The organism is Micromonospora sp. NPDC048909, from assembly GCF_040649635.1.
Classification (GTDB): Bacteria; Actinomycetota; Actinomycetes; order Mycobacteriales; family Micromonosporaceae; genus Micromonospora.
In genome coordinates, this window is the sequence record NZ_JBEZFU010000010.1 from 215,530 (window position 1) to 240,079 (window position 24,550).

30 protein-coding genes and 1 riboswitch are annotated in these 24,550 nt (G+C 73.3%); of the genes, 8 read left to right on the forward strand and 22 right to left on the reverse strand.

The window, feature by feature from the left end:
* Nucleotides 1-95: 95 nt before the first annotated feature.
* Nucleotides 96-605 carry a peptide deformylase gene (def, locus tag AB0C04_RS25135; RefSeq protein WP_357058649.1) on the reverse strand — a complete coding sequence of 170 codons (510 nt, stop codon included), beginning with the start codon at nucleotides 603-605 and terminating at the stop codon, nucleotides 96-98.
* A 10-nt stretch (nucleotides 606-615) separates the two neighbouring features.
* The gene (locus AB0C04_RS25140; protein ID WP_357058651.1) at nucleotides 616-1,404 is read right to left on the reverse strand and encodes a TetR/AcrR family transcriptional regulator; all 789 of its coding nucleotides are present in this window, start codon (nucleotides 1,402-1,404) and stop codon (nucleotides 616-618) included.
* 74 nt (nucleotides 1,405-1,478) lie between these two features.
* Here AB0C04_RS25140 and AB0C04_RS25145 point away from each other — a divergent pair, with 74 nt between their 5' ends.
* A complete protein-coding gene (locus AB0C04_RS25145) occupies nucleotides 1,479-2,438 on the forward strand; it encodes an ATP-binding cassette domain-containing protein (protein WP_357058654.1) in 960 nt (319 codons plus the stop codon).
* Nucleotides 2,435-3,247 carry an ABC transporter permease gene (locus AB0C04_RS25150; RefSeq protein ID WP_357058656.1) on the forward strand — a complete coding sequence of 271 codons (813 nt, stop codon included), beginning with the start codon at nucleotides 2,435-2,437 and terminating at the stop codon, nucleotides 3,245-3,247. The genes AB0C04_RS25145 and AB0C04_RS25150 overlap by 4 nt, the downstream gene beginning before the upstream one ends.
* Before the next feature lie 10 nt (nucleotides 3,248-3,257).
* Here the strand turns inward: AB0C04_RS25150 and AB0C04_RS25155 are convergent, their stop codons facing one another.
* On the reverse strand, nucleotides 3,258-4,430 hold the full coding sequence (locus AB0C04_RS25155; RefSeq protein WP_357058659.1) for a chorismate-binding protein: 1,173 nt from the start codon (nucleotides 4,428-4,430) through the stop codon (nucleotides 3,258-3,260).
* A gap of 146 nt (nucleotides 4,431-4,576) precedes the next feature.
* On the opposite strand from AB0C04_RS25155, the gene AB0C04_RS25160 reads away from it, so the two are divergent.
* Complete coding sequence (locus tag AB0C04_RS25160; RefSeq protein WP_350874477.1) at nucleotides 4,577-4,777, forward strand: DUF5999 family protein; 201 nt, start codon at nucleotides 4,577-4,579, stop codon at nucleotides 4,775-4,777.
* A 116-nt stretch (nucleotides 4,778-4,893) separates the two neighbouring features.
* Here the strand turns inward: AB0C04_RS25160 and gcvP are convergent, their stop codons facing one another.
* Entirely contained in the window at nucleotides 4,894-7,716 is a 2,823-nt protein-coding gene (gene gcvP, locus AB0C04_RS25165; protein ID WP_357058662.1) for an aminomethyl-transferring glycine dehydrogenase, read from the reverse strand.
* A 73-nt stretch (nucleotides 7,717-7,789) separates the two neighbouring features.
* A riboswitch (glycine riboswitch) is annotated at nucleotides 7,790-7,888 on the reverse strand.
* A 108-nt stretch (nucleotides 7,889-7,996) separates the two neighbouring features.
* Entirely contained in the window at nucleotides 7,997-8,890 is an 894-nt protein-coding gene (locus AB0C04_RS25170; RefSeq protein ID WP_357058664.1) for an NAD-dependent protein deacetylase, read from the reverse strand.
* A gap of 50 nt (nucleotides 8,891-8,940) precedes the next feature.
* Between AB0C04_RS25170 and AB0C04_RS25175 the strand changes: the two genes are divergently transcribed.
* Nucleotides 8,941-9,597 (forward strand): SDR family oxidoreductase, encoded by a 657-nt coding sequence (locus AB0C04_RS25175; RefSeq protein ID WP_357058667.1) that lies wholly within the window; start codon nucleotides 8,941-8,943, stop codon nucleotides 9,595-9,597.
* Nucleotides 9,598-9,665: 68 nt separating this feature from the next.
* Here AB0C04_RS25175 and AB0C04_RS25180 read toward each other — a convergent pair whose 3' ends face one another.
* The 15 genes from AB0C04_RS25180 to AB0C04_RS25250 form a co-directional block, all read right to left on the reverse strand.
* Nucleotides 9,666-10,361 carry a cell division protein DivIVA gene (locus AB0C04_RS25180; RefSeq protein ID WP_357058670.1) on the reverse strand — a complete coding sequence of 232 codons (696 nt, stop codon included), beginning with the start codon at nucleotides 10,359-10,361 and terminating at the stop codon, nucleotides 9,666-9,668.
* A 106-nt stretch (nucleotides 10,362-10,467) separates the two neighbouring features.
* The gene (locus AB0C04_RS25185) at nucleotides 10,468-11,649 is read right to left on the reverse strand and encodes a globin domain-containing protein (RefSeq protein WP_357058672.1); all 1,182 of its coding nucleotides are present in this window, start codon (nucleotides 11,647-11,649) and stop codon (nucleotides 10,468-10,470) included.
* A 2-nt stretch (nucleotides 11,650-11,651) separates the two neighbouring features.
* On the reverse strand, nucleotides 11,652-12,050 hold the full coding sequence (locus AB0C04_RS25190; RefSeq protein ID WP_357058675.1) for a group 1 truncated hemoglobin: 399 nt from the start codon (nucleotides 12,048-12,050) through the stop codon (nucleotides 11,652-11,654).
* A gap of 504 nt (nucleotides 12,051-12,554) precedes the next feature.
* A complete protein-coding gene (locus AB0C04_RS25195; RefSeq protein ID WP_357058677.1) occupies nucleotides 12,555-13,151 on the reverse strand; it encodes a MerR family transcriptional regulator in 597 nt (198 codons plus the stop codon).
* Nucleotides 13,152-13,364: 213 nt separating this feature from the next.
* Complete coding sequence (locus AB0C04_RS25200) at nucleotides 13,365-13,829, reverse strand: bifunctional nuclease family protein (protein WP_120331353.1); 465 nt, start codon at nucleotides 13,827-13,829, stop codon at nucleotides 13,365-13,367.
* A gap of 194 nt (nucleotides 13,830-14,023) precedes the next feature.
* Nucleotides 14,024-14,719 carry a MerR family transcriptional regulator gene (locus AB0C04_RS25205; protein WP_357058742.1) on the reverse strand — a complete coding sequence of 232 codons (696 nt, stop codon included), beginning with the start codon at nucleotides 14,717-14,719 and terminating at the stop codon, nucleotides 14,024-14,026.
* A 50-nt stretch (nucleotides 14,720-14,769) separates the two neighbouring features.
* A complete protein-coding gene (locus AB0C04_RS25210) occupies nucleotides 14,770-15,222 on the reverse strand; it encodes an FHA domain-containing protein (RefSeq protein WP_007071101.1) in 453 nt (150 codons plus the stop codon).
* 215 nt (nucleotides 15,223-15,437) lie between these two features.
* Complete coding sequence (gcvH, locus tag AB0C04_RS25215) at nucleotides 15,438-15,818, reverse strand: glycine cleavage system protein GcvH (RefSeq protein ID WP_350874486.1); 381 nt, start codon at nucleotides 15,816-15,818, stop codon at nucleotides 15,438-15,440.
* A gap of 59 nt (nucleotides 15,819-15,877) precedes the next feature.
* Nucleotides 15,878-16,852 (reverse strand): DUF881 domain-containing protein, encoded by a 975-nt coding sequence (locus tag AB0C04_RS25220; protein ID WP_357058680.1) that lies wholly within the window; start codon nucleotides 16,850-16,852, stop codon nucleotides 15,878-15,880.
* A gap of 10 nt (nucleotides 16,853-16,862) precedes the next feature.
* Nucleotides 16,863-17,195, reverse strand: coding sequence for a small basic family protein (locus AB0C04_RS25225; protein ID WP_350874488.1), 333 nt, complete (start codon nucleotides 17,193-17,195; stop codon nucleotides 16,863-16,865).
* Complete coding sequence (locus AB0C04_RS25230; protein ID WP_357058682.1) at nucleotides 17,192-18,148, reverse strand: DUF881 domain-containing protein; 957 nt, start codon at nucleotides 18,146-18,148, stop codon at nucleotides 17,192-17,194. The genes AB0C04_RS25225 and AB0C04_RS25230 overlap by 4 nt, the downstream gene beginning before the upstream one ends.
* On the reverse strand, nucleotides 18,145-18,786 hold the full coding sequence (locus tag AB0C04_RS25235; protein WP_357058684.1) for a CDP-alcohol phosphatidyltransferase family protein: 642 nt from the start codon (nucleotides 18,784-18,786) through the stop codon (nucleotides 18,145-18,147). The genes AB0C04_RS25230 and AB0C04_RS25235 overlap by 4 nt, the downstream gene beginning before the upstream one ends.
* A 285-nt stretch (nucleotides 18,787-19,071) precedes the next feature.
* Entirely contained in the window at nucleotides 19,072-19,542 is a 471-nt protein-coding gene (locus tag AB0C04_RS25240; protein WP_357058686.1) for a MarR family transcriptional regulator, read from the reverse strand.
* 50 nt (nucleotides 19,543-19,592) lie between these two features.
* Nucleotides 19,593-20,771: a PP2C family protein-serine/threonine phosphatase gene (locus AB0C04_RS25245; RefSeq protein WP_357058688.1), complete on the reverse strand. Its 1,179-nt coding sequence runs from the start codon at nucleotides 20,769-20,771 to the stop codon at nucleotides 19,593-19,595.
* 100 nt (nucleotides 20,772-20,871) lie between these two features.
* Entirely contained in the window at nucleotides 20,872-21,618 is a 747-nt protein-coding gene (locus AB0C04_RS25250) for an SAM-dependent methyltransferase (protein WP_357058690.1), read from the reverse strand.
* A gap of 119 nt (nucleotides 21,619-21,737) precedes the next feature.
* Here AB0C04_RS25250 and AB0C04_RS25255 point away from each other — a divergent pair, with 119 nt between their 5' ends.
* From AB0C04_RS25255 to AB0C04_RS25265, 3 genes are all read left to right on the forward strand, one after another.
* Nucleotides 21,738-22,619 (forward strand): universal stress protein, encoded by an 882-nt coding sequence (locus AB0C04_RS25255; RefSeq protein ID WP_357058692.1) that lies wholly within the window; start codon nucleotides 21,738-21,740, stop codon nucleotides 22,617-22,619.
* A gap of 73 nt (nucleotides 22,620-22,692) precedes the next feature.
* Nucleotides 22,693-22,905, forward strand: coding sequence for a phosphatidylethanolamine-binding protein (locus AB0C04_RS25260; RefSeq protein WP_350874495.1), 213 nt, complete (start codon nucleotides 22,693-22,695; stop codon nucleotides 22,903-22,905).
* Nucleotides 22,902-23,378, forward strand: a complete 477-nt coding sequence (locus AB0C04_RS25265; protein WP_357058694.1) for a hypothetical protein — start codon at nucleotides 22,902-22,904, stop codon at nucleotides 23,376-23,378. The genes AB0C04_RS25260 and AB0C04_RS25265 overlap by 4 nt, the downstream gene beginning before the upstream one ends.
* Here AB0C04_RS25265 and AB0C04_RS25270 read toward each other — a convergent pair.
* Nucleotides 23,375-23,581 (reverse strand): hypothetical protein, encoded by a 207-nt coding sequence (locus tag AB0C04_RS25270; RefSeq protein WP_357058696.1) that lies wholly within the window; start codon nucleotides 23,579-23,581, stop codon nucleotides 23,375-23,377. The two genes, AB0C04_RS25265 and AB0C04_RS25270, sit on opposite strands and share 4 nt — an antisense overlap.
* 127 nt (nucleotides 23,582-23,708) lie before the next feature.
* On the opposite strand from AB0C04_RS25270, the gene AB0C04_RS25275 reads away from it, so the two are divergent.
* Nucleotides 23,709-24,362, forward strand: a complete 654-nt coding sequence (locus AB0C04_RS25275) for a hypothetical protein (protein ID WP_357058699.1) — start codon at nucleotides 23,709-23,711, stop codon at nucleotides 24,360-24,362.
* Nucleotides 24,363-24,366: 4 nt separating this feature from the next.
* Here AB0C04_RS25275 and AB0C04_RS25280 read toward each other — a convergent pair whose 3' ends face one another.
* On the reverse strand, nucleotides 24,367-24,549 hold the full coding sequence (locus tag AB0C04_RS25280; RefSeq protein ID WP_350874521.1) for a hypothetical protein: 183 nt from the start codon (nucleotides 24,547-24,549) through the stop codon (nucleotides 24,367-24,369).
* Nucleotide 24,550: the final 1 nt, after the last annotated feature.

Here is a 24,550-nt window from a genome sequence, read left to right on the forward strand (position 1 = left end):
GCGGGGGTGGCCGGTCGATCACCCCCGCACCATCGCGCCGGCCGGCCGGGGCGCGGCGCGACCGGTCCGTCAGCCCGTGTCGGGGCGGGCCGGGGTCAGCCGCGGCGGCTCGGTGAGTCGAATCGTCCGGCGCGGATCTCCCGCAGCGCCCGCCGGCGGGTCTCGCCGCGCAGGGTGTCCACGTAGAGCCGCCCGGCGAGGTGGTCGGTCTCGTGCTGCAACGCGCGGGCCAGGAAGCCGCTGCCGGAGATGGTCAACGGCTCGCCGTGCTGGTCGAAGCCGCGTGCGGTGGCGTGCAGGGCCCGCTGGGTCGGGAAGTACAGCCCGGGGATGGACAGGCAGCCCTCGTCGTCGTCCTGCAGCTCGTCGGAGAGCTCCAGGGTCGGGTTGATGAGGTGACCGCGGTGCCCGTCGGCGTCGTAGACGAAAACCTGGGCGTCGACCCCGATCTGCGGGGCGGCGACGCCGGCCCGGCCGGGCGCGCCGAGCAGGGTGTCCATCAGGTCGCTGACCAGGGCCTGCAGCTCGGCGTCGAAGCTGGTCACCGGCGCACACGAGGTGCGCAGCACCGGGTCGCCAATGATCCGGATGGGGCGCATCGTCATGTCGGAAAGGTTAACCGTCGGCGGACGGGGCGGGTGCGCCCGGGCGGTCGCGGACCAGCGTCTCGATGCCGTCGAGGATGCGGGCCAGGCCGAACTCGAACGCGCGTGCCGGGTCGCTGGCCGCCTGGTACTCCTCACCGGCCGCGGCGCCGACCCGGGCGGCGAGCGGGAAACGGCGCGGGTCCATCGCCTTCTCCAGGTAGGGGGCGTGCGCCCCCCACCACTGCTCCTCGGTCATCCCGGTGCGTTCGGCGGCCTGCGCGGCCTCGACCGCGCCGCGTACGGTGCCGTGCACGAACCCGCCGACCAGGGTTACCACGGCGTCCATCTCCAGGTCGGTCAGGCCGATGCCGTCGACGGCGCGTAGCTCCTGTTCGTAGCGGGCGATCAGGTTGGGCCCCAGCGGGGGGCGGGTGGTGGCCACCTGCAGCAGCCACGGGTGGCGCAGGTAGAGCGCCCAGCTCTGCCGGGCGACGTCCTCCAGTCGGGCCCGCCAGCCGGCGGATGGCGCGTCGGGCGAGACCGTCTCGCCGTAGACGGTGTCGAGCATCAGGTCGAGCAGTTCGCCCTTGCCCGGCACGTGCGTGTAGAGCGACATGGTGCCGACGCCGAGGCGCTCGGCGACCCGGCGCATGGAGAGCGCGGCGAGCCCTTCGGAGTCGGCGAGTTCGATGGCGGCCCGCACGATCCGGTCGACGGTGAGGTCGGTGCGACCTCGGCGGCTGGCCGGTTCCCGGGTGCGCCAGAGCAGGGCGAGGCTGCGCGCGGGGTCGCCGGTGCCGCTGTACTCCGTGGTCACTCCCCGGACTCTACCGACGCCCTCACCGTACGATGTACGGTACGTCGTACGGTGTACGTCGGGAGGAGCACGGGATGCGAAGCGGAACACCAACCATCGAGGCCGAGGGGCTGCGCAAGCGCTACGGCGGCACCACCGCCCTGGCCGGGCTGGACCTCACGGTGCCGGCCGGCACCGTGTGCGGGCTGCTCGGCCCCAACGGCGCCGGCAAGACCACCGCGGTGCGGGTCCTGACCACCCTGCTGCGCCCGGACGGCGGCCGGGCCCGGGTCGCCGGGCACGACGTGGCGCGCCACCCCGACCGGGTGCGCGCCGCGATCGGACTCGTCGGGCAGCACGCCGCGGTCGACGAGGTGCTCACCGGCCGGCAGAACCTGGTGCTCTTCGGCCGGCTGCACCACCTGACCCGGCGCGCCGCCCGGACCCGCGCCGACGAACTGCTCGACCGGTTCGCCCTGACCGAGGCCGGGGCCAGGCCGGTCGCCGGCTACTCCGGTGGCATGCGCCGTCGCCTCGACCTGGCCGCCAGCCTGATCCTCGCCCCGCCGGTGCTCTTCCTCGACGAGCCCACCACCGGGCTCGACCCGCGCGGGCGCGGCGAGATGTGGGACGCCATCCGCGCCCTGGTCGCCGACGGCACCACCGTGCTGCTCACCACCCAGTACCTGGAGGAGGCCGACCAGCTCGCCGACACCGTCGCGGTGGTCGACGCCGGCCGGGTCGTCGCCGCCGGCACCCCCGAACAACTCAAGGACGAGCTCGGCGGCGACCGCCTCGACGTGCTGCTGCCGCGCGCCGAGGACCTGCCGCGCGCCGCCGCGGTGATCGCCGCGAGCACCGCCGCGACCTGCGACGTCGACCCCGGCGCCCTGCGGGTCAGCGTGCCGGTCGACGACCGGGTCACCGCCCTGAGCGCGGTGCTGCGCGGGCTGGACGAGGCGGGGCTGCGCGCCGCCGACGTGGCGGTACGCCGTCCCACCCTCGACGAGGTGTTCCTGCGCCTCACCGGCGAGCGCGAGCAGGTGCCGGCATGAGCAGCCTCTCCCTCGCCCCGCGCCGGCTGCGCTGGGCCGTGGCCGACACCCTGGTGCTCACCGGCCGGGCGATGACGCACTGGGCCCGGCAACCCGCAGAGCTGATCATCGGGCTGCTCTTCCCGGTGCTGCTGGTGCTGATGTTCGGCTACCTCTTCGGCGGCGCGATCGCGGTGCCCGGCGGCGGCGACTACCGGGAGTTCCTGCTACCCGGCATGTTCGCCATGACCATGGCCTTCGGCCTCGAGGCCAGCTACACCGCGGTGGCCACCGACACCGCCCGCGGCGTCACCGACCGGTTCCGGTCCCTGCCGATGGCCCGCAGCGCGGTGGTCACCGGCCGCGCGGCCGCGGACCTGCTGCACTCCGCCGCCGGCCTGGCCGTCATGCTGGCCTGCGGCCGGCTGGTCGGCTGGCAGTGGCGCAACGGGCTGGGCGCCGCCCTGACGGCGGTGGGGCTGCTCCTGCTGCTGCGGTTCGCGCTGATCTGGGTCGGCATCCACCTGGCGCTGGTGCTGCGCCGACCGGAGTCGGTGATGGTGCTGCAGATCCTCGTCTGGCCGGTCGGGTTCACCTCGAACGCGTTCGTCGCCCCGCAGACCATGCCGGGCTGGCTCGCCGCGATCGCCGAGTTCAACCCGCTGTCGGCGACCGTGGCCGCCTGCCGGGAGCTGTTCGGCAACCCCGGCTGGAGTGGGGAGTCGTTCGCCGCGCAGCACGCGCTGGGCCTCGCGGTGGCGTGGCCGGTGCTGCTCATCGCCGTGTTCCTGCCCCTGTCGGTGCGCCGCTACCGGCAGCTGAGCCGCTGACCCCGGTGGGTCAGTGCCCGGCGAGGGCGGCGCGCACCGGGACGGTCTTCGCCGCGGCCTCGGCCACCTCCGCCCACGGCTCGCTGCCCCAGGTGATGCCGCCGCCGGCCCAGACGTGCAGCCGCTCGGCGTCGGCGGCGGCGGTGCGGATGGTCAGGCCCAGGTCGATCCGGCCGGGGGCCACCCAGCCGAGCCCGCCCATGCTGGCCCCGCGGCCCACCGGCTCCAAGGCGGCGACCTGCTCCAGCGCGGCGCGCTTCGGCGCGCCGGTCACCGACCCGCCGGGGCAGACCGCGCGCAGCAGGTCGGCCAGGCCCAAGCCGTCGCCGACCTGCGCCGACACGGTCGACTCGGCCTGCCACAGGTCGCACCAGCGGCGTACCGCGAAGAGCTCGTCGACCCGGACCGAACCGGTGCGGGCGACCCGGGCCAGGTCGTTGCGCTCCAGGTCGACGATCATCACGTGCTCGGCGCGTTCCTTCGCGCTGGCCAGCAGCTCCCGCCGGCCGGTGGCGGTGGCCGGCCGGGTGCCCTTGATCGGTCGGGTGACCAGCCGCCCGTCGGTCAGCTCGATCAGCGTCTCCGGTGAGGCGCAGCCGATGGCCCACCCGGCGCCGGTCAGGGTGCCGCCGTAGCGGGCGCCGGGCAGCGCGCCGAGGCGGGCCAGCGCCGGCAGCGGGTCGCCGGCGTACCGGGCGGCGGCGTGCCCGACGACGCTGACCTGGTAGACGTCGCCCCGGCCGATGGCGTCGCGTACCGCCTGCACCGCGGCGGCGTGCTCGGCGGGGCGCCAGCTCTCCGCCCAGTCGCCGAGCCACCAGCGCCCGGCGGCCGGGCGGGCAGGCGGGGTCGGCTGGTCGGCGTGGCCGTACACGACCACGGCGACCTCCGGCAGGGCGGGCGCCGGGTTGGCCGCGCCGGGCGGCGCGCCGGCCAGCAGCGCGCCGGCGGCGGCGGAGACGTAGAGGGCGGCGCCGCACGGCCCGGCCGGGTCGTGCTCGGGGGCCGGTCGGCCCAGGTCGTGCAGGGGCAGCCCGTACGCGGCGAGGAACTCCTGCGCGGTGGCGGCGGGGTCGCCGCCGTCGGCCGGGCGCCACTCCCACCGGGCCCGTTCGACCAGGGTGCGGCGGCACCCCGCCGGCGCCCCCGGCACATCGATCACCGCAATTGGAAGGGTTTCCACGCCGTCCGGCCCATTCTCCCTCGTCCGTTCAGTGGATTCGCGCCACCCACGCGTACACCTGCTCGATGTTGGCCACTTTCGCTTGGTACTGTGCGTCACTGGTCATGTGAACCATGACACAGTGCCCCCACAGTCCGGAGAACCCGATGTGCCAGCACCAACCGACCTGCCCCTCCGCCGACGCGACTGACCGGGAAGCCGCCCGGGTCATCGCCTGCTTCCGTGAACAGGGCTGGAGCCTGCTCTGCAACGGTGTCATCGTCTTCGAGGACACCGGCGAGCTGCTCCCCGACGGCAGCTGCATCGCACCGCACCGTGGCCCCGCCCGCCACGCCCTCGTGGCCTGACACGAACACGCTGCGTAACACCTGCCAGCGTCGACCAGGCTAGTTCCCCGGTACGGGACAGCCACGCCCAGGTCGACCCCGCCGGGGCGGCGGATGACCGCCCCGGCGCGCCGCCGTCAGCTCTCGAACGCCTCCGGCGACGGGCACGAGCAGACCAGGTTCCGGTCGCCGTACGCGCCGTCGATCCGCCGCACCGGCGGCCAGTACTTCCCTGCCCGGTCCACCCCGGCCGGGTACGCGCCCACCGACCGCGGGTACGCGTGCGGCCACTCGTCGCCACTGACCATCGCCGCGGTGTGCGGCGCGTTCGCGAGAGGATTGTCCCCCGCCGGCCAGTCGCCCGCGCCCACCTTGTCGATTTCCGCCCGGATCGCGATCATCGCGTCGCAGAACCGGTCCAGCTCGGCCAGGTCCTCGCTCTCGGTCGGCTCCACCATCAGCGTCCCGGCCACCGGGAACGACATCGTCGGCGCGTGGAAGCCGTAGTCGATCAGCCGCTTCGCCACGTCGTCGACGCTCACCCCGGTCGCCTTGGTCAGCGGCCGCAGGTCCAGGATGCACTCGTGCGCCACCAGGCCCTTGTTGCCGGCGTACAGCACCGGGAAGTGGTCCCGCAGCCGCGCCGCCACGTAGTTCGCCGCCAGCACCGCGACCCCGGTCGCCCGCGTCAGCCCCGCCGCGCCCATCATCCGCAGGTACGCCCACGGGATCGGCAGGATCCCCGCCGAGCCGTACCGGGCCGCGGAGATCGCCGGCCGGCCCTCGACCTGCCCGCCCAGCGGATCGCCGGGCAGGAACGGCGCCAGGTGCGCGCGCACCGCCACCGGGCCGACGCCCGGCCCGCCGCCACCGTGCGGAATGCAGAACGTCTTGTGCAGGTTCAGGTGCGACACGTCCGCGCCGAACTGGCCCGGCTTGGCGAACCCGACCAGCGCGTTGAGGTTCGCCCCGTCGACGTACACCTGCCCGCCGGCGTCGTGCACCTTCGCGCACAACTGCGCGATGCCCGTCTCGTACACCCCGTGGGTGGACGGGTAGGTGACCATGATCGCGGCGAGCGCGTCCCGGTGCTTGTCGATCTTCGCGTCGAGGTCGACCAGGTCGACGTTGCCCTCGTCGTCGCAGGCCACCACGACCACCCGCATGCCGGCCATCACCGCGCTGGCCGCGTTGGTGCCGTGCGCCGACGACGGGATCAGGCACACGTCGCGGTGCTGCTCGCCGCGGTCGCGGTGGTAGGCGCGGATCGCCAGCAGGCCGGCCAGCTCACCCTGGGAGCCGGCGTTGGGCTGCACGCTGACCGCGTCGTAGCCGGTCAGCTCGGCCAGCCACCCCTCCAACTGGCCGATCATCTCCCGGTAGCCGGCGGTCTGCTCCGCCGGCGCGAACGGGTGCACATGCGCGAACTCGGCCCAGCTCACCGGCTCCATCTCGGTGGTCGCGTTGAGCTTCATCGTGCAGGAGCCGAGCGGAATCATGCCCCGGTCCAGGGCGTAGTCGAAGTCCGACAACCGGCGCAGGTAACGCAGCATCGCCGTCTCCGAGTGGTGGCTGCGGAACACCGGGTGGGTGAGGAAGTCCGACGAGCGGCGCAACTCGGCAGGCAGCGGGGCGTCGACGTCCCCGTCGACCCCGGCGACGCCGAACGCGGCCCACACCGCCGCCAGGTGCGCGGCGGTGGTCGTCTCGTCGCAGGAGACCCCGACCCGGTCGGCGTCGACCAGCCGCAGGTTCACGCCGCGCTCGGCGGCCGCCGCGACGACCTCGCCGGCGCGCCCGGGCACCGTCGCGGTGACGGTGTCGAAGAACGCGACGTCCGCGACGTCCACCCCGCCGGCGCGCAGGCCCGCCGCGAGCCGGGCCGCCATCTCGTGGGTACGCCGGGCGATGGCGCGCAGCCCGTCCGGGCCGTGGTAGACGGCGTACATGCCGGCCATCACCGCGAGCAGCACCTGCGCGGTGCAGATGTTGCTGGTCGCCTTCTCCCGACGGATGTGCTGCTCGCGGGTCTGCAACGCCAGCCGGTAGGCGGGATTGCCGTCGGCGTCCTTCGACACCCCGACCAGACGCCCGGGCAGCATCCGCTCCAGCCCCGAGCGGACCGCCAGGTAGCCGGCGTGCGGGCCACCGAAGCCCATCGGTACGCCGAAGCGCTGGGTCGTGCCGGCGGCGATGTCGGCGCCGATCTCCCCCGGCGCGCGCAGCAGGGTCAGCGCGAGCAGGTCCGCGGCGACGGTGACCAGCGCACCGACGGCGTGCGCCGCCTCGACCAGCCCGGCGTGCTCGCGTACCGCCCCGGACGCCCCCGGGTACTGCAGGTGCAGGCCGAAGAACTCCGCCGGCAACTCGTCGCGCTCGACGTCGAGCACCCGCACCTCGATGCCGAGCGGCTCGGCCCGGCTGGCGATCACCGCGACGGTCTGCGGCAGCGCGTCGGCGTCGACCACGTACACCGGGCTCTTGCTCTTCGACGCGCGGCGGGCGAGGGTCATCGCCTCGGCCGCGGCGGTGCCCTCGTCGAGCATGGAGGCGTTCGCGGTGGCCAGCCCGGTCAGGTCGGTGACCATGGTCTGGAAGTTCAGCAGCGCCTCGAGGCGGCCCTGGCTGATCTCCGGCTGGTACGGGGTGTAGGCGGTGTACCAGGCCGGATCCTCCAGCACGTTGCGGCGGATCACCGCCGGGGTGTGCGTGCCGTGGTAGCCCAGGCCGATCATGGAGACGGCGACCGTGTTACGGGCGGCCAGCGCGCGCAGCTCGGCGAGCGCCTCGGCCTCGCTGGCCGGCTCCGGCAGGTCCAGCGTGCCGTGCCAGCGGATCACCTCGGGGATCGCCGCGTCCATCAACTCGTCGATCGAGTCGTAGCCGACGGCCTGCAGCATCCGGCGCTCACCGTCGGGGCCGGGGCCGATGTGACGGGTGGCGAACTGCTCTGTGGTCATGGGCGGCGCTCCCGAGGGCGAGGTCGACAGGTCGGCCTCCCCCTCTGTCGCGCCGCGCAGCGCTCCACAGTGCCTGACCCACGAGGTCCTTTTGCCTGAGAGGTTCCGGGGAGGATTTGCCCCTTCGGCGCCGCCCCGGGTGCTGTTGGGCGGTCTCTCCCACGTGGGTGTTACCGGCATTGCCAACGCTACCAGCGCACATGTTTCCGGCCGATGTCGTACCCCCAAGTGTGATCATCGGGGCCTGCGGACGGCCGGACGTGGCCCGGCTGGAGCGCGGTCAGCCGGCCACCGGCGCGGCGGCGTCGAGCCCGGCGGGCACCGCACCGGGGCGCACCGCGCCTGCGGTGCGCTCGGCGAGCCCGGTCAGCAGCCGGCCCAGCGGCGCGTCGACGGTCAGCGCCGCGTACCCGTCACCGCGGGTCGGCCCCTGGTTGACGATCACCACCGGGATGCCGAGCTTCGCCGCGCGCAGCACGAACCGGCGGCCCGACATCACCGTCAACGACGAACCCAGCACCAGCAGCAGCCGGGCCCGCTCGACCAGCTCGAAACAGCGCGCCACCCGCGGCGCGGGCACCGTCTCGCCGAAGAACACCACGTCCGGCTTGAGGGTGCCGGTGCCGCAGAACGTGCAGTCGACGACGTGGAACCGGCCCTCCGCCGCCTCGTCGAGGTCCACGTCACCGTCCGGGTTGACGGCCGCGACCCGCGCGTCGAACCCGGGGTTCGCCTCCCGCAGCCGCCGGTCCAACTCCTCGCGTGAGGTCTGGTTGCCGCAGTCGAGACAGATCACCTCGTCGAGGCGGCCGTGCAGCTCCACCACGGCCGGGCTGCCCGCGGCGGTGTGCAGCCCGTCGACGTTCTGGGTGATCACCGCGTCGACCAGGCCGTGCTGCTGCAGCCGGGCCACCGCCCGGTGCCCGTCGTTGGGCAGCGCCCGGGCCATGAGTCGCCACCCCAGGTGGCTGCGCGCCCAGTAGCGGCGCCGCGCCAAGGGGTCACGGGTGAACACCTGGTAGGTCATCGGGGTGTGCCGGCGGGCCACGCCACTCGGCCCCCGGTAGTCCGGGATGCCCGATTCGGTGGAGAGCCCCGCCCCGCTCAGCACCACGACACCACCGCCGGCCATCCGCTCGGCCAACGCGTCGATCGTCTCCGTCACGGCGTCCATGCTGCCTCAGCCCGCACCCCCGCGCCCACCGGCGGGCTAGGTTGGCGGGTATGCGCGTCGTCATCGCCGGAGGCCACGGCAAGATCGCCCGACTGTTGGAGCGGCAACTCGCCGGGCGCGGCGACACCGCCGTCGGCCTGATCCGCAACCCCGAACACGCCGCTGCGCTGACCGTGGCGGGCGCCGAACCGGTCGTCTGCGACCTGGAGCACACCGACGTCGCCGAGGTCGCCGGGCACCTCTCCGGCGCCGACGCGGTGGTCTTCGCCGCCGGCGCCGGCCCGGGCAGCGGCGCCGCCCGCAAGGACACCGTCGACCGGGCCGCCGCCGGCCTGCTCGCCGACGCCGCGCAGCGCGCCGGCGTGCGCCGCTACCTGCTGGTCTCCTCGATGGGCGTGGAGCGCGACCCGGCGCCCGGCACCGACGAGGTGTTCGTCGCCTACCTGCGGGCGAAGAAGGCCGCCGAGGACGACGTGACCTCCCGCGACCTGGACTGGACGGTGCTACGCCCCGGGCGCCTCACCGACGAGCAGCCGACCGGGCGGGTCACCCTGGCCCGGCACGCACCGCGGGGTGCCGTCACCCGCGCCGACGTCGCCCAGGTACTGGTCGCGCTGCTCGACCGGCCGGCCAGCGCCGGGCGGATCCTGGAACTCGTCGGCGGGAACACTCCGCTGGGCGAGGCGGTCGCCACCGCCACCGCCTGAGCACCCTCCCGACCGCCACCAGCGGCTCCGGTCGACCCGCGCAAAGCCGCAGGCCGACCGGAGACCGTTCAGCGCTGCTGGTGCCGGGGCAACGCCGCCGGCTGCGGCCCACCGGAGACGAACGGCGCCCCCGGGGTCTCCCTCGCGATCCGGTCCATCGTCCGGGCCAGATGCTCACTGCCGTCGTCGAGATGACGCGCCGCGGCCTGCATGTGCGAGATCATCATCTCGCCGAAGATCCGCAGCGCCTCCCGGGTGGCGACCGTGTCGTCGAAGCTCGGCCCGGCCGCGCTGCGATACTCCGTCACCGCCCGCTCGGCCTCCTGCTTCGCCTCCTCCGCCGCCGCCCGCATGTAGCTCTCGTACTGCACCCGGGCGTACTCGGCGACCCGCCGGGCATAGTCGTGCGCCTGCGCGATGATCTGCTCGGCCTCCCGCTGCGCCGCCGAGAGCAGATTCACCTCCTTCGCCGCCGGCACATTCGACGCCTCACCCTTGCTCGGGATCACCCCGTGCCGGTGCAGCTCCACCCGGTCGTTGAGCCGCTCGTTCTCCGCCCGCAGGTGCGCGATCTGCGCCGCCAACACGTCCAACTCGTCGGCCACCTGCAACCGGAACCGGTCCACGTCGGCGTTGTCGTAACCGCGCCGGGTGAACGACGCGGCCCCGAACTCCCACCGACGCGCCCGGTCGGCCGTCATCCGGACCTGCACGCCGCCGGAGACCTGCATCCCGTCGTACCTGCTGATCGGGGTCGCGCTCACCGGACCCCCCTTCCGTTCGCGGCTGCGGGGCTCGCAAGCTCACTCCTCGCGCTCACCGAGCCCCCTTCGTTCGCGGCTGCGGGGCTCGCAAGCTCACTCCTCGCGCTCACCGAGCCCCCCTCTCCGAGTTGTCAGCGGCGGACGGCGGCTCCACGGCCGTTCGCCACGCCGGGCCGTACCAGTGCTTCCCGAGCCCTTCGTGGTGCAGCTGACCGGCGTGGTAGCCGGCCCGGGTCAACGCCTGCACCGAGTAGGTGACCATCTCGTCGGAGCCGCACACGTACACGTGCCGGGTCCGCCAGTCACCGTCGGTCAACGCTCGGTCCACCGCCTGCATCAACTCCCCCGGCCGCTGCGGGTCCGCACCCACCACGTACGTCACCGTCAACCACGGGAACGACGACGCCAACTTGTCGATCGCGTCGGTGTCGTAGAACTCGCTGCGCGAACGGGCCCCCACGTACAGGTCGACCCGGCGGCGGGAACCCTCCGCCGCGACCTGCTCCACCAACGCCTTCACCGGCGCCCAGCCGGTCCCACCGGCCAGCAGCAGCAGGTCGCTGGACCCGGCCGACCAGAGGGTCAACCGATCCCCCACCGGCGCGGCCAGGTGGATCTGATCACCCACCGACGTCCCGTACACCAGCCGGGAGGAGACGGCGCCGCCCGGCGCGGCCCGCACGTGCAGCTCCAACGTGCCGTCCGCCCGCGGCGCGTTCGCCGGCGAGTAGTACCGCCACGACCGCACCGACGGATGCGACACCCCGATCGACTGCCCCGGGGTGAACGGCAGCAGGTACTGCGGACGCAACGTCAGCAGCGCCACGTCGAAGCCCCGCCGCTCGTGGGCCACGATCTCCGCCACCCACCACGGCGGGTTCACCGACTCCGCCGCCTGCGCGGCCTCGGTCATCACCTGCGCGACCAGCCCGTACGCGGCCGTCCAGTCCTGCGCCAGCTCGTCGGTCCACTGCTCACCGAGGAAATGCTGCAACGTGGCGACGAGCGCCTCGCCCACCGCCGGATAGTGCTCGGCGCGCACCGCGAACTTGCGGTGGTCCGCGCCGAGGTCCTGCAGGAACCCGACCAGCCGGTCCAACTGGTCCACGTTGGTGACGATGTGCCCCAGCGCGGTGACCAACCGGTCCCGCTGACCGGCCATGTTCGTCGGGAACATCTGCCGTGTCTCGGGATGGGCCAGGAACAGGGTCGAATAGAAGTAGAGCGGCACCTGGTCGCCGTGCACGGCGACCGCGGACCAGCTCTGCTTGAGTCGGGCGACGTCCACGCTCAGACGCCCGAACGGTTCCCGCTGGCCACCACCTGGCCCTGCACCTCGCCGAGCACCGTCTGCACGTCCGCCAGCACGTCCTGCGGGACGCCGAGCTCGGTCAGCGTCGCGGTCAGGTGCTCGCCCACCTTGGCGTAGTGCGCGACCGGAATGTTCAACGGCTGGTGCGCCTCGGCCAGCCCACGGCCGGCGTACTCGTTCGGGCCGCCGAGCACCACGGTCAGCATCAACGCCAGGTGCCGGCGCTGACCCACCATCTCCACATCGTCGAAGTAACCGGCGAGGTCGGGGTCGGCGAGCACCTTGTCATAGAACAGCTCGACGGCCGCCTTCACCGAGCTGGCACCACCAATGCGCTCGTAGTGCGAGACGGGGGTGGCTTCTTCCGTAACCGTCACGGTCGTTCCTTCCAGGGTGGAGGGTTGGTCGCGCGGGGTCGGCGCGGTGGGGCATCGGCCCGTCGGCGCGCGATGACGCGGTCCCGCTGACATCGGCACCAAATGGGCCGTGTCGGACCATAGCGTGCCGACGGCCGCCGGTCACGGCCCCCCTATCAGATTCCCGACAGCGCCCACGCACGCACCGTCACCACCCCTGCCACGCAGCGAAACGGCCCGCGCACCGATGGTGGTCCTCAGTGGACGGCGGCCGGCGGCTCCCTCCACCCTGGACGGTGGCGCCGCACGGACCACCCCGCAACCCGCGGAAACCCCCGCTGACCACCGACGATGTCAACCCGCACCGGCCACCCGAAGGCCGCCAACAACCCGGACCGGGACGCCCTACGGGCAGCCCACACCAACCCGGATCAGGCGAACAGCACCAACCGGCGCCCGGAACGCAGCGTCACCACGCCATCGCCGAAAAGAGGTTCCCCGCCGCGCCGGGGAAAGACGCCGGACTCAGCCGGCCCGCCGCCGCGCCCGCCGCGCGGCCAACTCGTCGCCCGCCGGATCCACAGACGGGACCGCCGGCTCCACGGAAGCCGCCCCCGCCGCCGGCTCCGCCGGCAGATGCGACAACGAACCCTGGATCTCCTTGAACGCCCCACCGATCGCGATGCCGAACACGCCCTGGCCACCCTGCAACAGGTCGACCACCTCCTCCGGGGAACGGCACTCGTACACCGTCGTCCCATCCGAGATCAGCGTGATGCCGGCCAGGTCCTCGACCCCGCGCGAGCGCAACGCCTCGATCGCCTTGCGGATGTTCTGCAACGACACCCCGGCGTCCAGCAACCGCTTCACGACCTTCAACACCACCAGGTCGCGGAACGAGTACAACCGCTGCGTACCCGAGCCCGACGCGTCGCGCACACTCGGCACCACCAACGACGTACGCGCCCAGTAGTCCAACTGGCGATAGCTGATGCCCACCGCCTGGCACGCGGTCACACCCCGGTAGCCCACCGAACCGTCACTGTCCGTCGCCGACCCCGGCGGCGCCATACCCGGCTCGTCCAGTTCCCTACCCGGATCGGAATTCCGCGGCTCGTGCATCCGGACAACCTCCCCGCCAGTGTGGTGACGCGCCGTTTCCGGGACGCGCACCCCTCGACACGGCAACCCTATAGCGACCTTCAAGGGTTACCACGGAGGAACGACCGCGACACGCCGCGCAGCCACGCGAAAGATCACCACATACGCGAGACGTCACCCACCGTGACGCCCGGGAAAGACGACCAGCTGCCCGTGACCCCACGGACCCGCCGCTCAGCCCGCGAAATCCTCCGGACGCACCTGCTCCAGGAACTCGCGGAACTTCTCCACCTCGTCCTCCTGCTCGTCCGGGATGACGATCCCCGCCTCGCTGAGGACCTGCTCGGCACAACGAATGGGAGCCCCCACCCGCAACGCCAACGCGATGGAATCGCTCGGCCGCGCCGACACACGCACCCCGTCACCGATCAACAGGTCCGCGTAGAACACGTTCTCCTTGAGCTCGGTGATCTCCACCGCCCGCAACGGCGCCTCCAGCGCCGCCAACACGTCGCGCAGAAGATCATGCGTCAACGGTCGGGCCGGCTTGACCCCCTGCTGCTCGTAAGCGATCGCCGTCGCCTCCACCGCACCGATCCAGATCGGCAGATAGCGGTCCCCCTCGACCTCCCTGAGCAGGACGATCGGCTGGTTACTGGGCAGCTCCACCCGAACCCCGACCACGCTCAGCTCGCGCACCGCCGCCTCCGTGTCGTTGTCACCTACGCCGCACCGCGCCCTTCCCTGCACGGTACACGGACCGCGACACGGCCGTCCCATGCGCTACCCGCACCACGCCCGCGCCAGAAAGGGGTTACCCCGGCAAGCCTACGACACGCTTCCCGGAGCAGATCTTTCCGCTCGACCACCACCGGAGCGCACCGGCACACACCTCACCGGCCCAGCGTCGAACGCAACCCCACCCGCACCAACGCCGCATGCAACTGCTGCGACAACGCCACCAACTCCCGCGCCGTCTCCGCAGCCCTGGCCCGCGCCGCCGGATCACTCTGCCGGGCCAACGGCGCCACCAACTGAGCGAACAGACCGACCTCCCGGTCCGCCGCCGAGCGGTAACCGCGCAGATGCCGCGGCTCCAACCCGTACGCCGCCAGACCCGCCACCGCCGAAGCGATGATCAACGCGTCCCCGTCGTACCAGCCCGGCGGATCCGACACCACCACACCGAGGCGCTCCAACTCGCCCAGCGTCGACTCGTCGATCCCGCTGCGCGCCACCAGATCCGACCGGCCGAGCCGCACCTCCGGCGACTCGACCGGCTCCTCCCGGCCCGGCACCTCACCGGAGGGGCCCACCGCGACCAACATCGGCCGCGACCGCTCCGGCGCGTCCCCGGACGCGTCCCACTCCGCCAGCTGTTCCCGGATCACCCGTAACGGCAGGTACTGCTCGCGCTGCGCGGTCAGCACGAACCGCAACCGCGCCACATCGTCCCAGCTGTACTTCCGGTAACCCGCCGCCGTCCGCTGCGGCTCGACCAGCCCCTCGGCCTCGAGGAACCGCAACTTCGAGATCGTGACGTCCGGGAAGTCCACCCGCAACTGCCCCAGCACCTCACCGATGCTCATCAGCGGCTGGGACCGGGCCGCCCCCGGTGGCGTGGAGGCCGCAGGCTCGTTCACCCCCGGCCGGCCTCCTCCTCCGGGCGCGGACCGGCGATGAACACCACCCGGAACTTGCCGATCTGCACCTCGTCACCATTGCTCAACGTGGCCGCCTCGACCCGCTCCCGGTTCACGTAGGTGCCGTTGAGGCTCCCCACGTCGCGCACGGTGAACGTGCCACCGTCACGGTGGAACTCCGCGTGCCGCCGGGACACCGTCACGTCGTCCAGGAAGATGTCACTGTCCGGGTGCCGGCCACTGGTCGTCACATCGTGGTCGAGCAGGAACCGGGCGCCCGCGTTCGGGCCGCGACGAACCACCAGCAGCGCCATCCCGGGCGGCAACGAGCCGGACATCCGGCTCGGCACCACATCGGTGTCCGGCCCCTCCAGCACTTCGTCGAGCGAACCGAGATTGAGCGTCGAAGTGACGTCGAGCGGGGGGAACTCGTCGTCTGGCCGCGTCATGGGACCACCTCACGGATCTGTTCGGTCGGCGTCGGGTGATGGCGGGTCTGGCCGCCGGGCAGTTGCACACCCGGCGGCTGGCTCCCCGTGCCAGGGAAGGCAATTCCGCAACGCTCAACTATTTGGGTTCTCGGTCGACTGGGCGAGCCTAGCCAGCGCCGAAATGCAGGGCAACCGGACGCGCGGACTCAACGGGCGCACCGGATCAAGCACACTCAGCTCTCGGTGAGCTCGCGGTACGCTCCCGCGGTCAACAACCCGTCCACCGCCGTCGGATCAGCCGGGGTGATCTCCACCAACCAACCCGCACCGTACGGGTCCGTGTTGATCGCCTCAGGCGCGTCACCGAGCGCGTCGTTGCGCGCGGCCACCGTGCCAGCAACCGGCGCGTAGATCTCCGACACGCTCTTCGTCGACTCGATCTCACCCAGCGACTCACCGACCGCCACCACGGCACCCGGCTCCGGCAACTGGACGTACACGATGTCACCCAGCGCGTCCTGCGCGAAGTGCGTGATGCCGACCCGGACCGTGCCCGTGCCGTCACCCGCCACCCACTCGTGCTCGGCGGTGTACCGCAGATCCTCAGGAATCACCAGACGCGTCCTTCATCCATCGGTGCGCCGGGCCACCCGGCCCGGCGCGGCCGCGCCGGTCAGGAGACCGGACGGGCGTGTTCCAGCTTGATCGGTGCATGAAGCGCCGAAACCTCGACAGCCTCATGCTCCTCAGGGGTCACCGTACCGCCGTCACCCTGGACCGACGCCACCACCCCACCAGGAATGGTCAACGCCGTGCGCATCGTCGCCGGATCACCGATCACCGTGATCGTGTACGGCCCGGTCAACCGCCGCCCGTCCACCACCAACGACCCGTTCTCCCCGTCCAGGAAGTACGTCGACGCGATGATCCGCACCGTCGCCCGATCACCACCGGAGATCTGCATCGCCTCCGCGCCCGCGCCCCGCAGCTCCTGCACCGCGTCCAGCACCCGGGTCGCCGAGACCGGCTTCGCGCCCGCCTTGAACTCAACCGTCAACCCCGGCCCCGTCGCCGGCAGCGTGCCGGCCAGGATGCCCAGCTCGTCCGCCCGCCGGGTCGCCTCGTCCAACGCCGCCTGCCGCCCCTGCTCACCGGAGCGCAACTGCCGCTGGCTGTCCTCCAACGCGGCGATGTCCTGCCGCAGCCGGTTCTCCCGGGCGTCCAGGTCCGACAGGATCCGGACCAGGTCCTCCTGCCGCGTCGCGCCCAACGTCGGATCCGCCGACGTCGTCTTCAACTGCACCACCAGGGTGAACCCCAGCAGCGCCAGCAACACGGCGATCATCACCCCCGCCGCCGAGAACCGGGACCGCGCCGCCGACACCGGCGCCGGGTCGTCGCCCGGCTCCCCGGCCGCACCATCACCCGCCACCGCCCGGGACAGATCCACCGTCGCGTCCTCGACCGGCTGCCCGCCCTCGCCGGAACGCTCCACCGGCTCCGGCTCGTCCACCGGCACCAACGGGCTCAACTCGTCGGGATCCGGCGCATCCGGCCGCGGATCCGGCTCACCCGCCGGGCCCGCCGGCCGCGCCGGACCCGCCGGCTGCGGCCATCCCGTGCCGGTCTCGGTCTGCTCGTCGCTCATCGCCACAAACCTACGCCCGGAACAGGTGCCGACGGATCGCCGCCACATTTCCGAAAATGCGCACCCCGAGCACGACCACCACACCCGTGGAGAGCTGCCCGCCCACGCCCAACTGGTCCCCCAGGTAAACGATCAACGCGGCCACCAGCACGTTCGAGATGAACGACACCACGAACTGCTTGTCGTCGAAGATGCGGTCGAGCTTCGCGCGCACCCCACCGAAGACCGCGTCCAACGCGGCCACCACCGCGATCGGCAGGTAGGGCTGCAACGCCGCGGGCACGGTGGGATCGAGCCAAACCCCGAGAACCACACCGGCGACCAGCGCCAGCACCGCGATCATCGACCACCTCCGGAGGGGCTGGGAGACGTCCCCGAGTCGGACGACCCGGGACTTGCGGACCGGTCACCCGACGGAGAGGGGCTCGGGCTGGCCGGTGGCTCCGCGTAGCGTAGCTGCGGCTCGGGAGCCGCCGGCAGGGTGAGGTCGTCGGCCTCCCGCACGCCGAACGACAGGCCGGTCTTCTCGGCCACCTCCCGCATCAACGCGGCGTTGCGGCTCTGCTCGAAGCGGCGCTTCATCGACCCCGGCCCGATCGCGGACACCTCGTACGGCCCGGTCACCGGCCGGAAGTCGACCAGGATCGCCTCCCCCGCCGAGCGGATGGTCGACGTCGCCGTCAGCCGCTGCCCGTTGATCGCGATCGCCTCCGCGCCGGCGCCCCACAGGGCGTTGGCGACCCCCTGCAGGTCGCTGTAGAGCACCCGGGGCGGACCGGCGCCGGCACCGGTCACCGCGTCCGCGTTGCCCGGGGCGTCGGCCAACCGGACCACCACCCCGTCGCCGCGCACCCGGCCCACGCCGGTGCCCGCCTCCAGGTCCCGCAGCCGCGCCGCGGCCGAGCCACTCAACGCCGCGTCCCGCTCCCGGCTGACCTCCTCGCGCAGCTGATCGGCGCGCGCGGAGAGCTGGTCGGTCGCGCTCTCCCGCTCCTTGATCTGGGCCACCAGCCCCGAGCGGGCCTGACTGCGCCCCGGCTCGTCCTCCAACGTCTGCCGGTACGCCACGGCCAGCAGGAAACCGAGCAGCAGCAGCACGACGACGGTGACCGTACGGGCCGAGCGGGTCCGCCAGGCCGGAGGCGGATTCTCCCGACGGCGGGCCGCCGCGTCGGCGTACCCGGGGTCGAGCGGATTGCGGAACAGTTCGGTGAGGAAGTCAGGCGTGAACACCCGCGCGGGGCGCTCGCGCTCGTCCCGGTCGGCGCCCATGCCGGCGTCCCGGTCGCCGCTCATGCCGGGGCTCCCCCGCCGCGAGCCGCCCGGACCAGCCGGACCGCCTGGATCACGTACATCGCGCCGGCCACCCAGTAGAGCACCAGACCCCACCAGGCCAGGCCCCAGCCGATCGCGCCCGCCACCGTCGCCGCCCCGGACACCGCCGTCGCCAGCAGCAGGGTCGGGAACGCGGCCAGCAACAGGAAGGTCGCGGTCTTGCCGACGTAGTGCACAGGCGGCGGGCCGTAGCCGTAGCGGCGCAGCACCGCCAGCGAGCCGAGCAGCAGCAGCTCCCGAGCCAGCAGGGCCGCGGTGAACTGCCACGGCACCACGTCCCGCACGGTGAACGCGATCAGCGTGGCGAGGATGTAGAGCCGGTCGGCGAGCGGATCGAGCAGCTCGCCCAACCGGCTCACCTGGCGCAGCCTGCGGGCGACCCAGCCGTCGACCCAGTCGGTGGTCCCACCGATGGCGAGGACCACGACCGCGGCGACGTCCGCGTGTGGCACCAGGAGGAGATAGAGGAAGAGCGGCACGCCGAGCAGGCGTACGAAGCTGATCAGATTGGGCAGCGTGAGCACCCGGTCCCCGGCCACCGCACCGTCCGTGCCGCCCGAGGCCTCGGAATGCCCTGCCCCAGCCGGCCGACGCGACACCGAACCTCCTCCACGGCACGCCTCGACGCCCGGCGATCGTCGGGCGCTGCGGAGGACGTGCGCGCTGTCGGGCCGGCCACCGCCGGCGCCCCCTGCGGCCCCGTGGAACGGGACCTTCGCCTGAAGTCGGCCCACGATCGACGATCGCGGGCCGGGTGAGTTGCGCTGCCACTATATCGGGCCGTCGGTGCGGGGCCGTTGCCCCGAGGGCCGGCTTGCGGTGTGCCTGGCCGGATGTGGCGGAGGTCACCCCGCGTAGAGCGTCCTAGGACACTAGTTGAAGGGTCAGGCGGTGCGTACCGCCGAGTCGGTCTGCTGCTCGGCCGCCGCCGGCGGGGCGGCCTGGCCGAACGCGAGCAGCGCGAGCAGCAGTTCGTGCTGGGCGCGGGGCGGCATCCGGTCGAGTACCGCCTGCACCGCCCGGTGCCGCCGCTCGGTCAACTCGCGCAGCAGCTTCTCGGCGGCCGCGGTGGGGCGCAGCCGCACCTCGCGCCGGTCCCGCGGGTCCGCCACCCGGCGCAGCAGCCCGGTGGCCTCCAACCGGTCGCAGAGCCGGCTCGCCGAGGAGGGCACCACGTCCAGCAGCTCGGCCAGCCGGTTGACGTTCGTCCCCGGCCGGCTGCTGATCAACGACAGCACCCGCAGCTGGGTCGGGGAGACCGAGATGTGGTGCCGGGAGGCGGCCGAGTCGAGCACACCGACGAGCACTTCGGCGGCGGCGTCGATCGCCGCGGCGAGATCTGCAGGTCGCTCCATCCGATGTCCTCTGCCATCGTCCCGCTCGTGCCCGGCCGCGGCGGGGCCGCTCATCCGCCGTCCCGGCCGCGGAAACCGCGCCAGTCCAGGCACACCACGACGGCGTCGTCGCGCAGGTCGGTTTCCGCGTGGTAGGCGTGCAGTTCGCGCATCACCGTACCAACCGCCTCGGCGGCCGGCTGCAACCGCGTGGCCCGCATCGACCGGGCCATCGCCCGCTCGCCGTACGGTTCCTGCTCGGCCGGGGCGGCCGCCCAGACGCCGTCGCTGACCACGAAGAGGCGGTCGCCCGGAGCCAGCTCGAACTCCTGCAGGTCGTAGCGCGCCTCGGCGAACATGCCCAGCGGCAGCTGCTGCTCCAGCGTGATCTCCTCGACCGTGCCGCCGCGCAACCGCAGCACGTGCGGCGACCCCGCGTCGACCGCCCGCACCCGTCCGGAGCGGATGTCCACCTCGAGCAGCAGCGTCGCCACGTACCGCCGACCCCGGTGCTGGTAGTAGAGCGTGTCCGATGCCAGCTCGGCCTGCTCGGCGAGGCCACCGCCGGAGCGGCGGGCGTTGCGCATCGCGTTGACCGCGACGGCGGTGAGCAGGGACGCGGCCAGTCCGTTGCCGTCGCCGTTGAGCACCGTCACGGTCAGCCGGTCACCGTCCACCGACCAGTCGAAGTGGTCACCGCCTACCGTGTACGCCGGTTCGAGCTGCCCGGCGAGGTCGAACGCCCGGTGCGACACGCTGCGCCCGGGCAGCAGCTCCCACTGCATCTCGGCGGCCATGCTCAGCCGCTCCCGGCGCCGCGCCCGGCGGTAGCGGTCGGTCTCCCGGTCGGCTGCGCGCAATGCCACCGCCAGGTCGCCGGCGATGTCGGTGGCCCGCGTCTCGATGCTCCGACCGGGCGCGTCGGACAGCTCGATCAGCAGCACCCCGAGCCGCTCCCCCCACACCGACAGCGGCAGGTAGAGCCGGCACCGCCCGTCGTCGGCGGCGTCGCGGACCGGCTGCTGACTGCTGAAACAGCGCTGGGCCACCCCGTGGCAGGCGAGGAAGCCGGCCGCCGGCAGTTCCGGGTCGAGCACCGGCCAGAGCCCGCTGATCCGGTAGTCGGCCATGAAGACGTCGGTCCGGGTCGCGCCGAGGGCGGACCGGATGGCCTGATCGGCGGCCTCCACCAACTGGTCGGGTGGGGCAGCGCGGAGAGCACGCGACACCGAATCGGGCGCGTCCACCATGGTTGTTCCTCCGGGATACTTGCTGTAGGGCAAGCATCATACGGACAGGGTCCGACGGCCGGACGGCGCGGTGCCCGGCGACCCCCGAGGCGGGGAACGGCTAGTCGTCGCCCCGGACCGCGACCCCGCCGTGGAACGCGTCCGGCACCTGCGGCGGCGGCGCTTCCGGACGCCACCAGGTGACCGGGACGATGCCGTCGTCGGTCGGCGTCCAGCGGCCCAACAGCGGCCGGAACGCCGACGGCGGACGCATCCGGAACGCCGGCCCCATCATCGCCAACGCCTGCGGATAGCCGGCCAACTCCTCGGTGTCGAAGTCGACCGCCAGGCAACTGCCCGGCGCCGCCGCCGTGTACAACTCGTCGAGCGTACGGGCCAACGTGTCGTCGTCGAGGAACGCGGCCAGACCGAGGAAGACCACCCCCACCGGCCTCCTCCCCCAGCCCGGCACGAAACGGTGCAGCTGGGCCGGGTCGACCGTGCCGACATCGGTGGCGTCGCCGTAGCCGTAGCCGGCCCGGTCGCTGCCGGCCAGGATGCGCTGGCCGAGCCGGATCGTCACCGGGTCGACGTCGGTGTAGAGCACGGTGGCCTCCGGTGCCACCTCGTGCACGTTGCCCATCGTGGGCACCCCGGCGCCGAACACCAGGAAGTTGTCCACCCCGCGCGCCGCGATGGCCCGTACCGACCGGCCGAGGAAGGCGCGCAACGCCCGGAACACCGGCGCGCACGGCCCGTACGCCTGCTCGAAGGCCTGCGCCGCGGCCACGTCGACCGGGAAATGGTGCTCCCCGCCGAGCCAAAAGTCGATCATGCGCGCGGTGCTGGGCTGGTCGGGTTCAACCATCGATGACGCTCCCTCCCCGGTGGTCGTCGCCAGCGTACCGACCGGGCGTCCTGGGCGGTATCGCCCCGCCCGCGGCACCTCGGCCGGGATACTGGCGCAGGGTGGCTGGGAGGTGGGCGGTGAACTCGGCGGAGAGCGCGGCCGTGGTGGTCGGCGTGGACGGCTCCGAGCTGTCGCTGCGCGCGGTACGGCTGGCCGCGGCGGAGGCCGCCCGCCGACACCGGCCGCTGCGGGTGGTGCACGGGTTCATCTGGCCGCTGCTGCACGTGCCGCTCTCCGCCGCGCCGGACGGCCCACCCGGCGGCGGGCTGCGCAACCAGGCGGAACAACTGGTCGCGGCGGCGGTCGCCGAGGCCGAGGCCGCCGCACCCGCGGTACGGGTCTCCGGAGAGATCATCGACGGAGAGGCCGCGGCGGTGCTGCTCGGCGAATCGCCCACCGCCGCGCTGATCGTGCTCGGCGACCGGGGGCTGGGCGGCTTCACCGCCCTGGTGGTCGGGTCGGTGGCGATCCAGGTCTCCTCCTACGCCGACTGCCCGGTGCTGGTGGCCCGCGGCGCCGAGCGCACCGACGGGCCGGTGCTGGTCGGCGTCGACGGCTCGGAGCTCTCCGACCAGGCGATCGAGTTCGCCGCCGAGAGCGCGTCCGGCCGCGGCGCCGCGCTGCTCGCGGTGCACGCCTACCGCCATCCGGCCTCCACCGGCCCCGGCGACATGCAGCCGCTGGTCTACGACGAGGCGCAGCTGCACACCGACGAGGACCGGCTGCTCGCCGAGTCGATCAGCGGTGTCCGCGAGCGGTACCCAGACGTGCCGATCAGCCGCAAGGCGGTGCGCGGGAAACCCGGGGCGGTGCTGGCCGAGGCGTCCCGGCAGGCGCAGCTGGTGGTGGTCGGCGGTCAGGGGCGCGGCGAGTTCAGCGGGTTGCTGCTGGGGTCGGTGAGCCAGTCGGTGCTGCACCACGCCGACTGCCCCGTCGCCGTGGTACGCGCGCCCCGCTGAGCACGGTTGGCCCGCCGGCCAGCGGGTAGACGAGCGCGTACGCCATCGGCGACAGCGACCGGAGGAGGCAGTGATGCCAGGACCACGGCCGGGCAGCAACGCGTACGACAAGCAGCGGGCGCGGATACGCAACGCGATCGACGATTCCGGGCGGCGGGTGCCCGACGGCCGGGCGAACCAGGTCGCGAACCGGATCCTGCAGGAGGACCGTGGCCAACGCGGTGTGGTCCGCGGGGAACGGACCTACGGCCCGAAGGGTGAGCGCGAACCGGGCGACCCGAAGTGAGGACCGCGGACCTGGCCGACGGCGCCATTGCTGGCGCCGTCGGCACCACCGCGTTGAACGTCGTGACCTACCTGGACGTCGCGCTGCGGGCACGGCCGTCCAGCAGCACGCCGGACGAGGCCGCCGGGCGACTCGCCGGCGCGGCGCACCTCGACCTGGGGCCCCCGGCGAAGGCGACGAACCGCCGCTCCGGGCTGGGCGCCCTGCTGGGCTACGCCACCGGGATCGGTGTCGGTATCGGATTCGCGGTGCTGGCGCGTGGACGCCGGCAGCCGTTGGCGGCGGCCGGCGGTCTGTTGGGGGCCGGTGCGATGACGATGACCGACGGCTCGCTGACGGTGCTGCGGGTCACTGATCCGCGCACCTGGCGGCGTTCCGACTGGCTCGCCGACATCGTGCCGCATCTGGCGTACGGAGTGGCGACCGCAGCCACCTGGAACCGGCTGCGGCCGCCCGCGAAGCGCCGGGGCTAGCCCGGGTCGTTGCTCTCGTCGTCGGCCAGCGGCTCGCCCGTGGGGCCGTACGGCGACGCCTGTCCCTTCGGCACCGGCCTGCCCGCGTCCCCCTTCGAGGAGCCGCGGTTGAGTGGATGACCGGTCGGCTTCGGACCCTTGCTGTCCTGGCTCGTCGCGCCCTTGGCGTTGCGGCGCAACTCCTGCTGCTGCGGATTCACCATCGGTGTCTCCTTCCGGCTTGGCTGATCACGGGATCGACCGCCTCCGCAGCCGGTTACCCGCCGCCGTCGGCGGCATTCCGCCGGGGCCGGCGGGGCTAGCCGAGCGCCGGGCGGGTACACCCCGAGGATGGGTGACGAACGAGCGGTGGCGCGGGCCCTGCTGGACCGTCGGGGACGGACCTACGCCGAGGAGGCCGGCATCCAGCTCGCCGACCGGCCGGCTCCGCTGTACCAGCTACTCGTGCTGGCCACGCTCCTGAGCACCCGGATCCGGGCCTCGGTGGCGGTGGCCGCCGCGCGGGAGCTCTTCGCGGCCGGCTACAAGACCCCGCAGGCGATGGAGGCGGCGAGCTGGCAGCAACGGGTCGACGCGCTCGGCCGTGGCCACTACCGCCGCTACGACGAGCGGACCTCCACCATGCTCGGCACCGGCGCTCGGCTCTGCCTGGACCGCTGGCACGGCGACCTGCGCCGGCTGCACCGCGAGGCGGGCGGCGAGCCCGCCGGGCTGCGCAAGCGGCTCACCGAGTTTCCCGGCATCGGCCCGACCGGCGCGGACATCTTCCTGCGCGAGGCGCAGTCGGTCTGGACGGACCTGCGCCCGTTCGCCGACCGGCGTGCCCTGGCCGGCGCGAAGCGGCTCGGCCTGCCCGGTTCGCCGGACCGGCTGGCGGGCCTGGTCGGCGGCGCCGAGTTCGGGCGGCTCGCCTCGGCCCTGGTCCGGGTGGCCCTCGGCGAGGAGTCCGCCGGCGAGGTCACCCGCGTCGCGGCCACCCGCTGACCCGCTACTTCGCCGGCTGGCCAGGCTTGGTCAGGTGCCACACCAGCAGCGACGCGAGCAGGGCCAGCAGCACCAGCCCGCCGGTGAGCCCACGACCCTCGTCCGGGTCCCGGCCGGTGGTCCCGAAATAGATCACCGCGAGCCCGGCGAGCACCGTCAGAAACGTCCGAAGACCTCGGTCCTTCACG

Excerpts from the sequence above, each read along its gene's own strand:
- AB0C04_RS25150 (WP_357058656.1), top strand. The coding sequence starts at position 2,435 with ATGAGCAGCCTCTCCCTCGCCCCGCGCCGGCTGCGCTGGGCCGTGGCC.
- AB0C04_RS25275 (WP_357058699.1), top strand. The coding sequence starts at position 23,709 with ATGGGTGACGAACGAGCGGTGGCGCGGGCCCTGCTGGACCGTCGGGGA.
- AB0C04_RS25225 (WP_350874488.1), bottom strand. The coding sequence starts at position 17,195 with ATGATCGCGGTGCTGGCGCTGGTCGCCGGTGTGGTTCTCGGGGTTTGG.
- AB0C04_RS25250 (WP_357058690.1), bottom strand. The coding sequence starts at position 21,618 with ATGGTTGAACCCGACCAGCCCAGCACCGCGCGCATGATCGACTTTTGG.
- AB0C04_RS25175 (WP_357058667.1), top strand. The coding sequence starts at position 8,941 with ATGCGCGTCGTCATCGCCGGAGGCCACGGCAAGATCGCCCGACTGTTG.
- gcvP (WP_357058662.1), bottom strand. The coding sequence starts at position 7,716 with ATGACCACAGAGCAGTTCGCCACCCGTCACATCGGCCCCGGCCCCGAC.
- AB0C04_RS25245 (WP_357058688.1), bottom strand. The coding sequence starts at position 20,771 with ATGGTGGACGCGCCCGATTCGGTGTCGCGTGCTCTCCGCGCTGCCCCA.
- AB0C04_RS25145 (WP_357058654.1), top strand. The coding sequence starts at position 1,479 with ATGCGAAGCGGAACACCAACCATCGAGGCCGAGGGGCTGCGCAAGCGC.
- AB0C04_RS25195 (WP_357058677.1), bottom strand. The coding sequence starts at position 13,151 with ATGCACGAGCCGCGGAATTCCGATCCGGGTAGGGAACTGGACGAGCCG.
- AB0C04_RS25205 (WP_357058742.1), bottom strand. The coding sequence starts at position 14,719 with ATGAGCATCGGTGAGGTGCTGGGGCAGTTGCGGGTGGACTTCCCGGAC.
- AB0C04_RS25270 (WP_357058696.1), bottom strand. The coding sequence starts at position 23,581 with ATGGTGAATCCGCAGCAGCAGGAGTTGCGCCGCAACGCCAAGGGCGCG.
- AB0C04_RS25230 (WP_357058682.1), bottom strand. The coding sequence starts at position 18,148 with ATGAGCGGCGACCGGGACGCCGGCATGGGCGCCGACCGGGACGAGCGC.
- AB0C04_RS25240 (WP_357058686.1), bottom strand. The coding sequence starts at position 19,542 with ATGGAGCGACCTGCAGATCTCGCCGCGGCGATCGACGCCGCCGCCGAA.
- AB0C04_RS25160 (WP_350874477.1), top strand. The coding sequence starts at position 4,577 with ATGTGCCAGCACCAACCGACCTGCCCCTCCGCCGACGCGACTGACCGG.
- AB0C04_RS25170 (WP_357058664.1), bottom strand. The coding sequence starts at position 8,890 with ATGGACGCCGTGACGGAGACGATCGACGCGTTGGCCGAGCGGATGGCC.
- AB0C04_RS25210 (WP_007071101.1), bottom strand. The coding sequence starts at position 15,222 with ATGACGCGGCCAGACGACGAGTTCCCCCCGCTCGACGTCACTTCGACG.
- def (WP_357058649.1), bottom strand. The coding sequence starts at position 605 with ATGACGATGCGCCCCATCCGGATCATTGGCGACCCGGTGCTGCGCACC.
- AB0C04_RS25260 (WP_350874495.1), top strand. The coding sequence starts at position 22,693 with ATGCCAGGACCACGGCCGGGCAGCAACGCGTACGACAAGCAGCGGGCG.
- AB0C04_RS25220 (WP_357058680.1), bottom strand. The coding sequence starts at position 16,852 with ATGAGCGACGAGCAGACCGAGACCGGCACGGGATGGCCGCAGCCGGCG.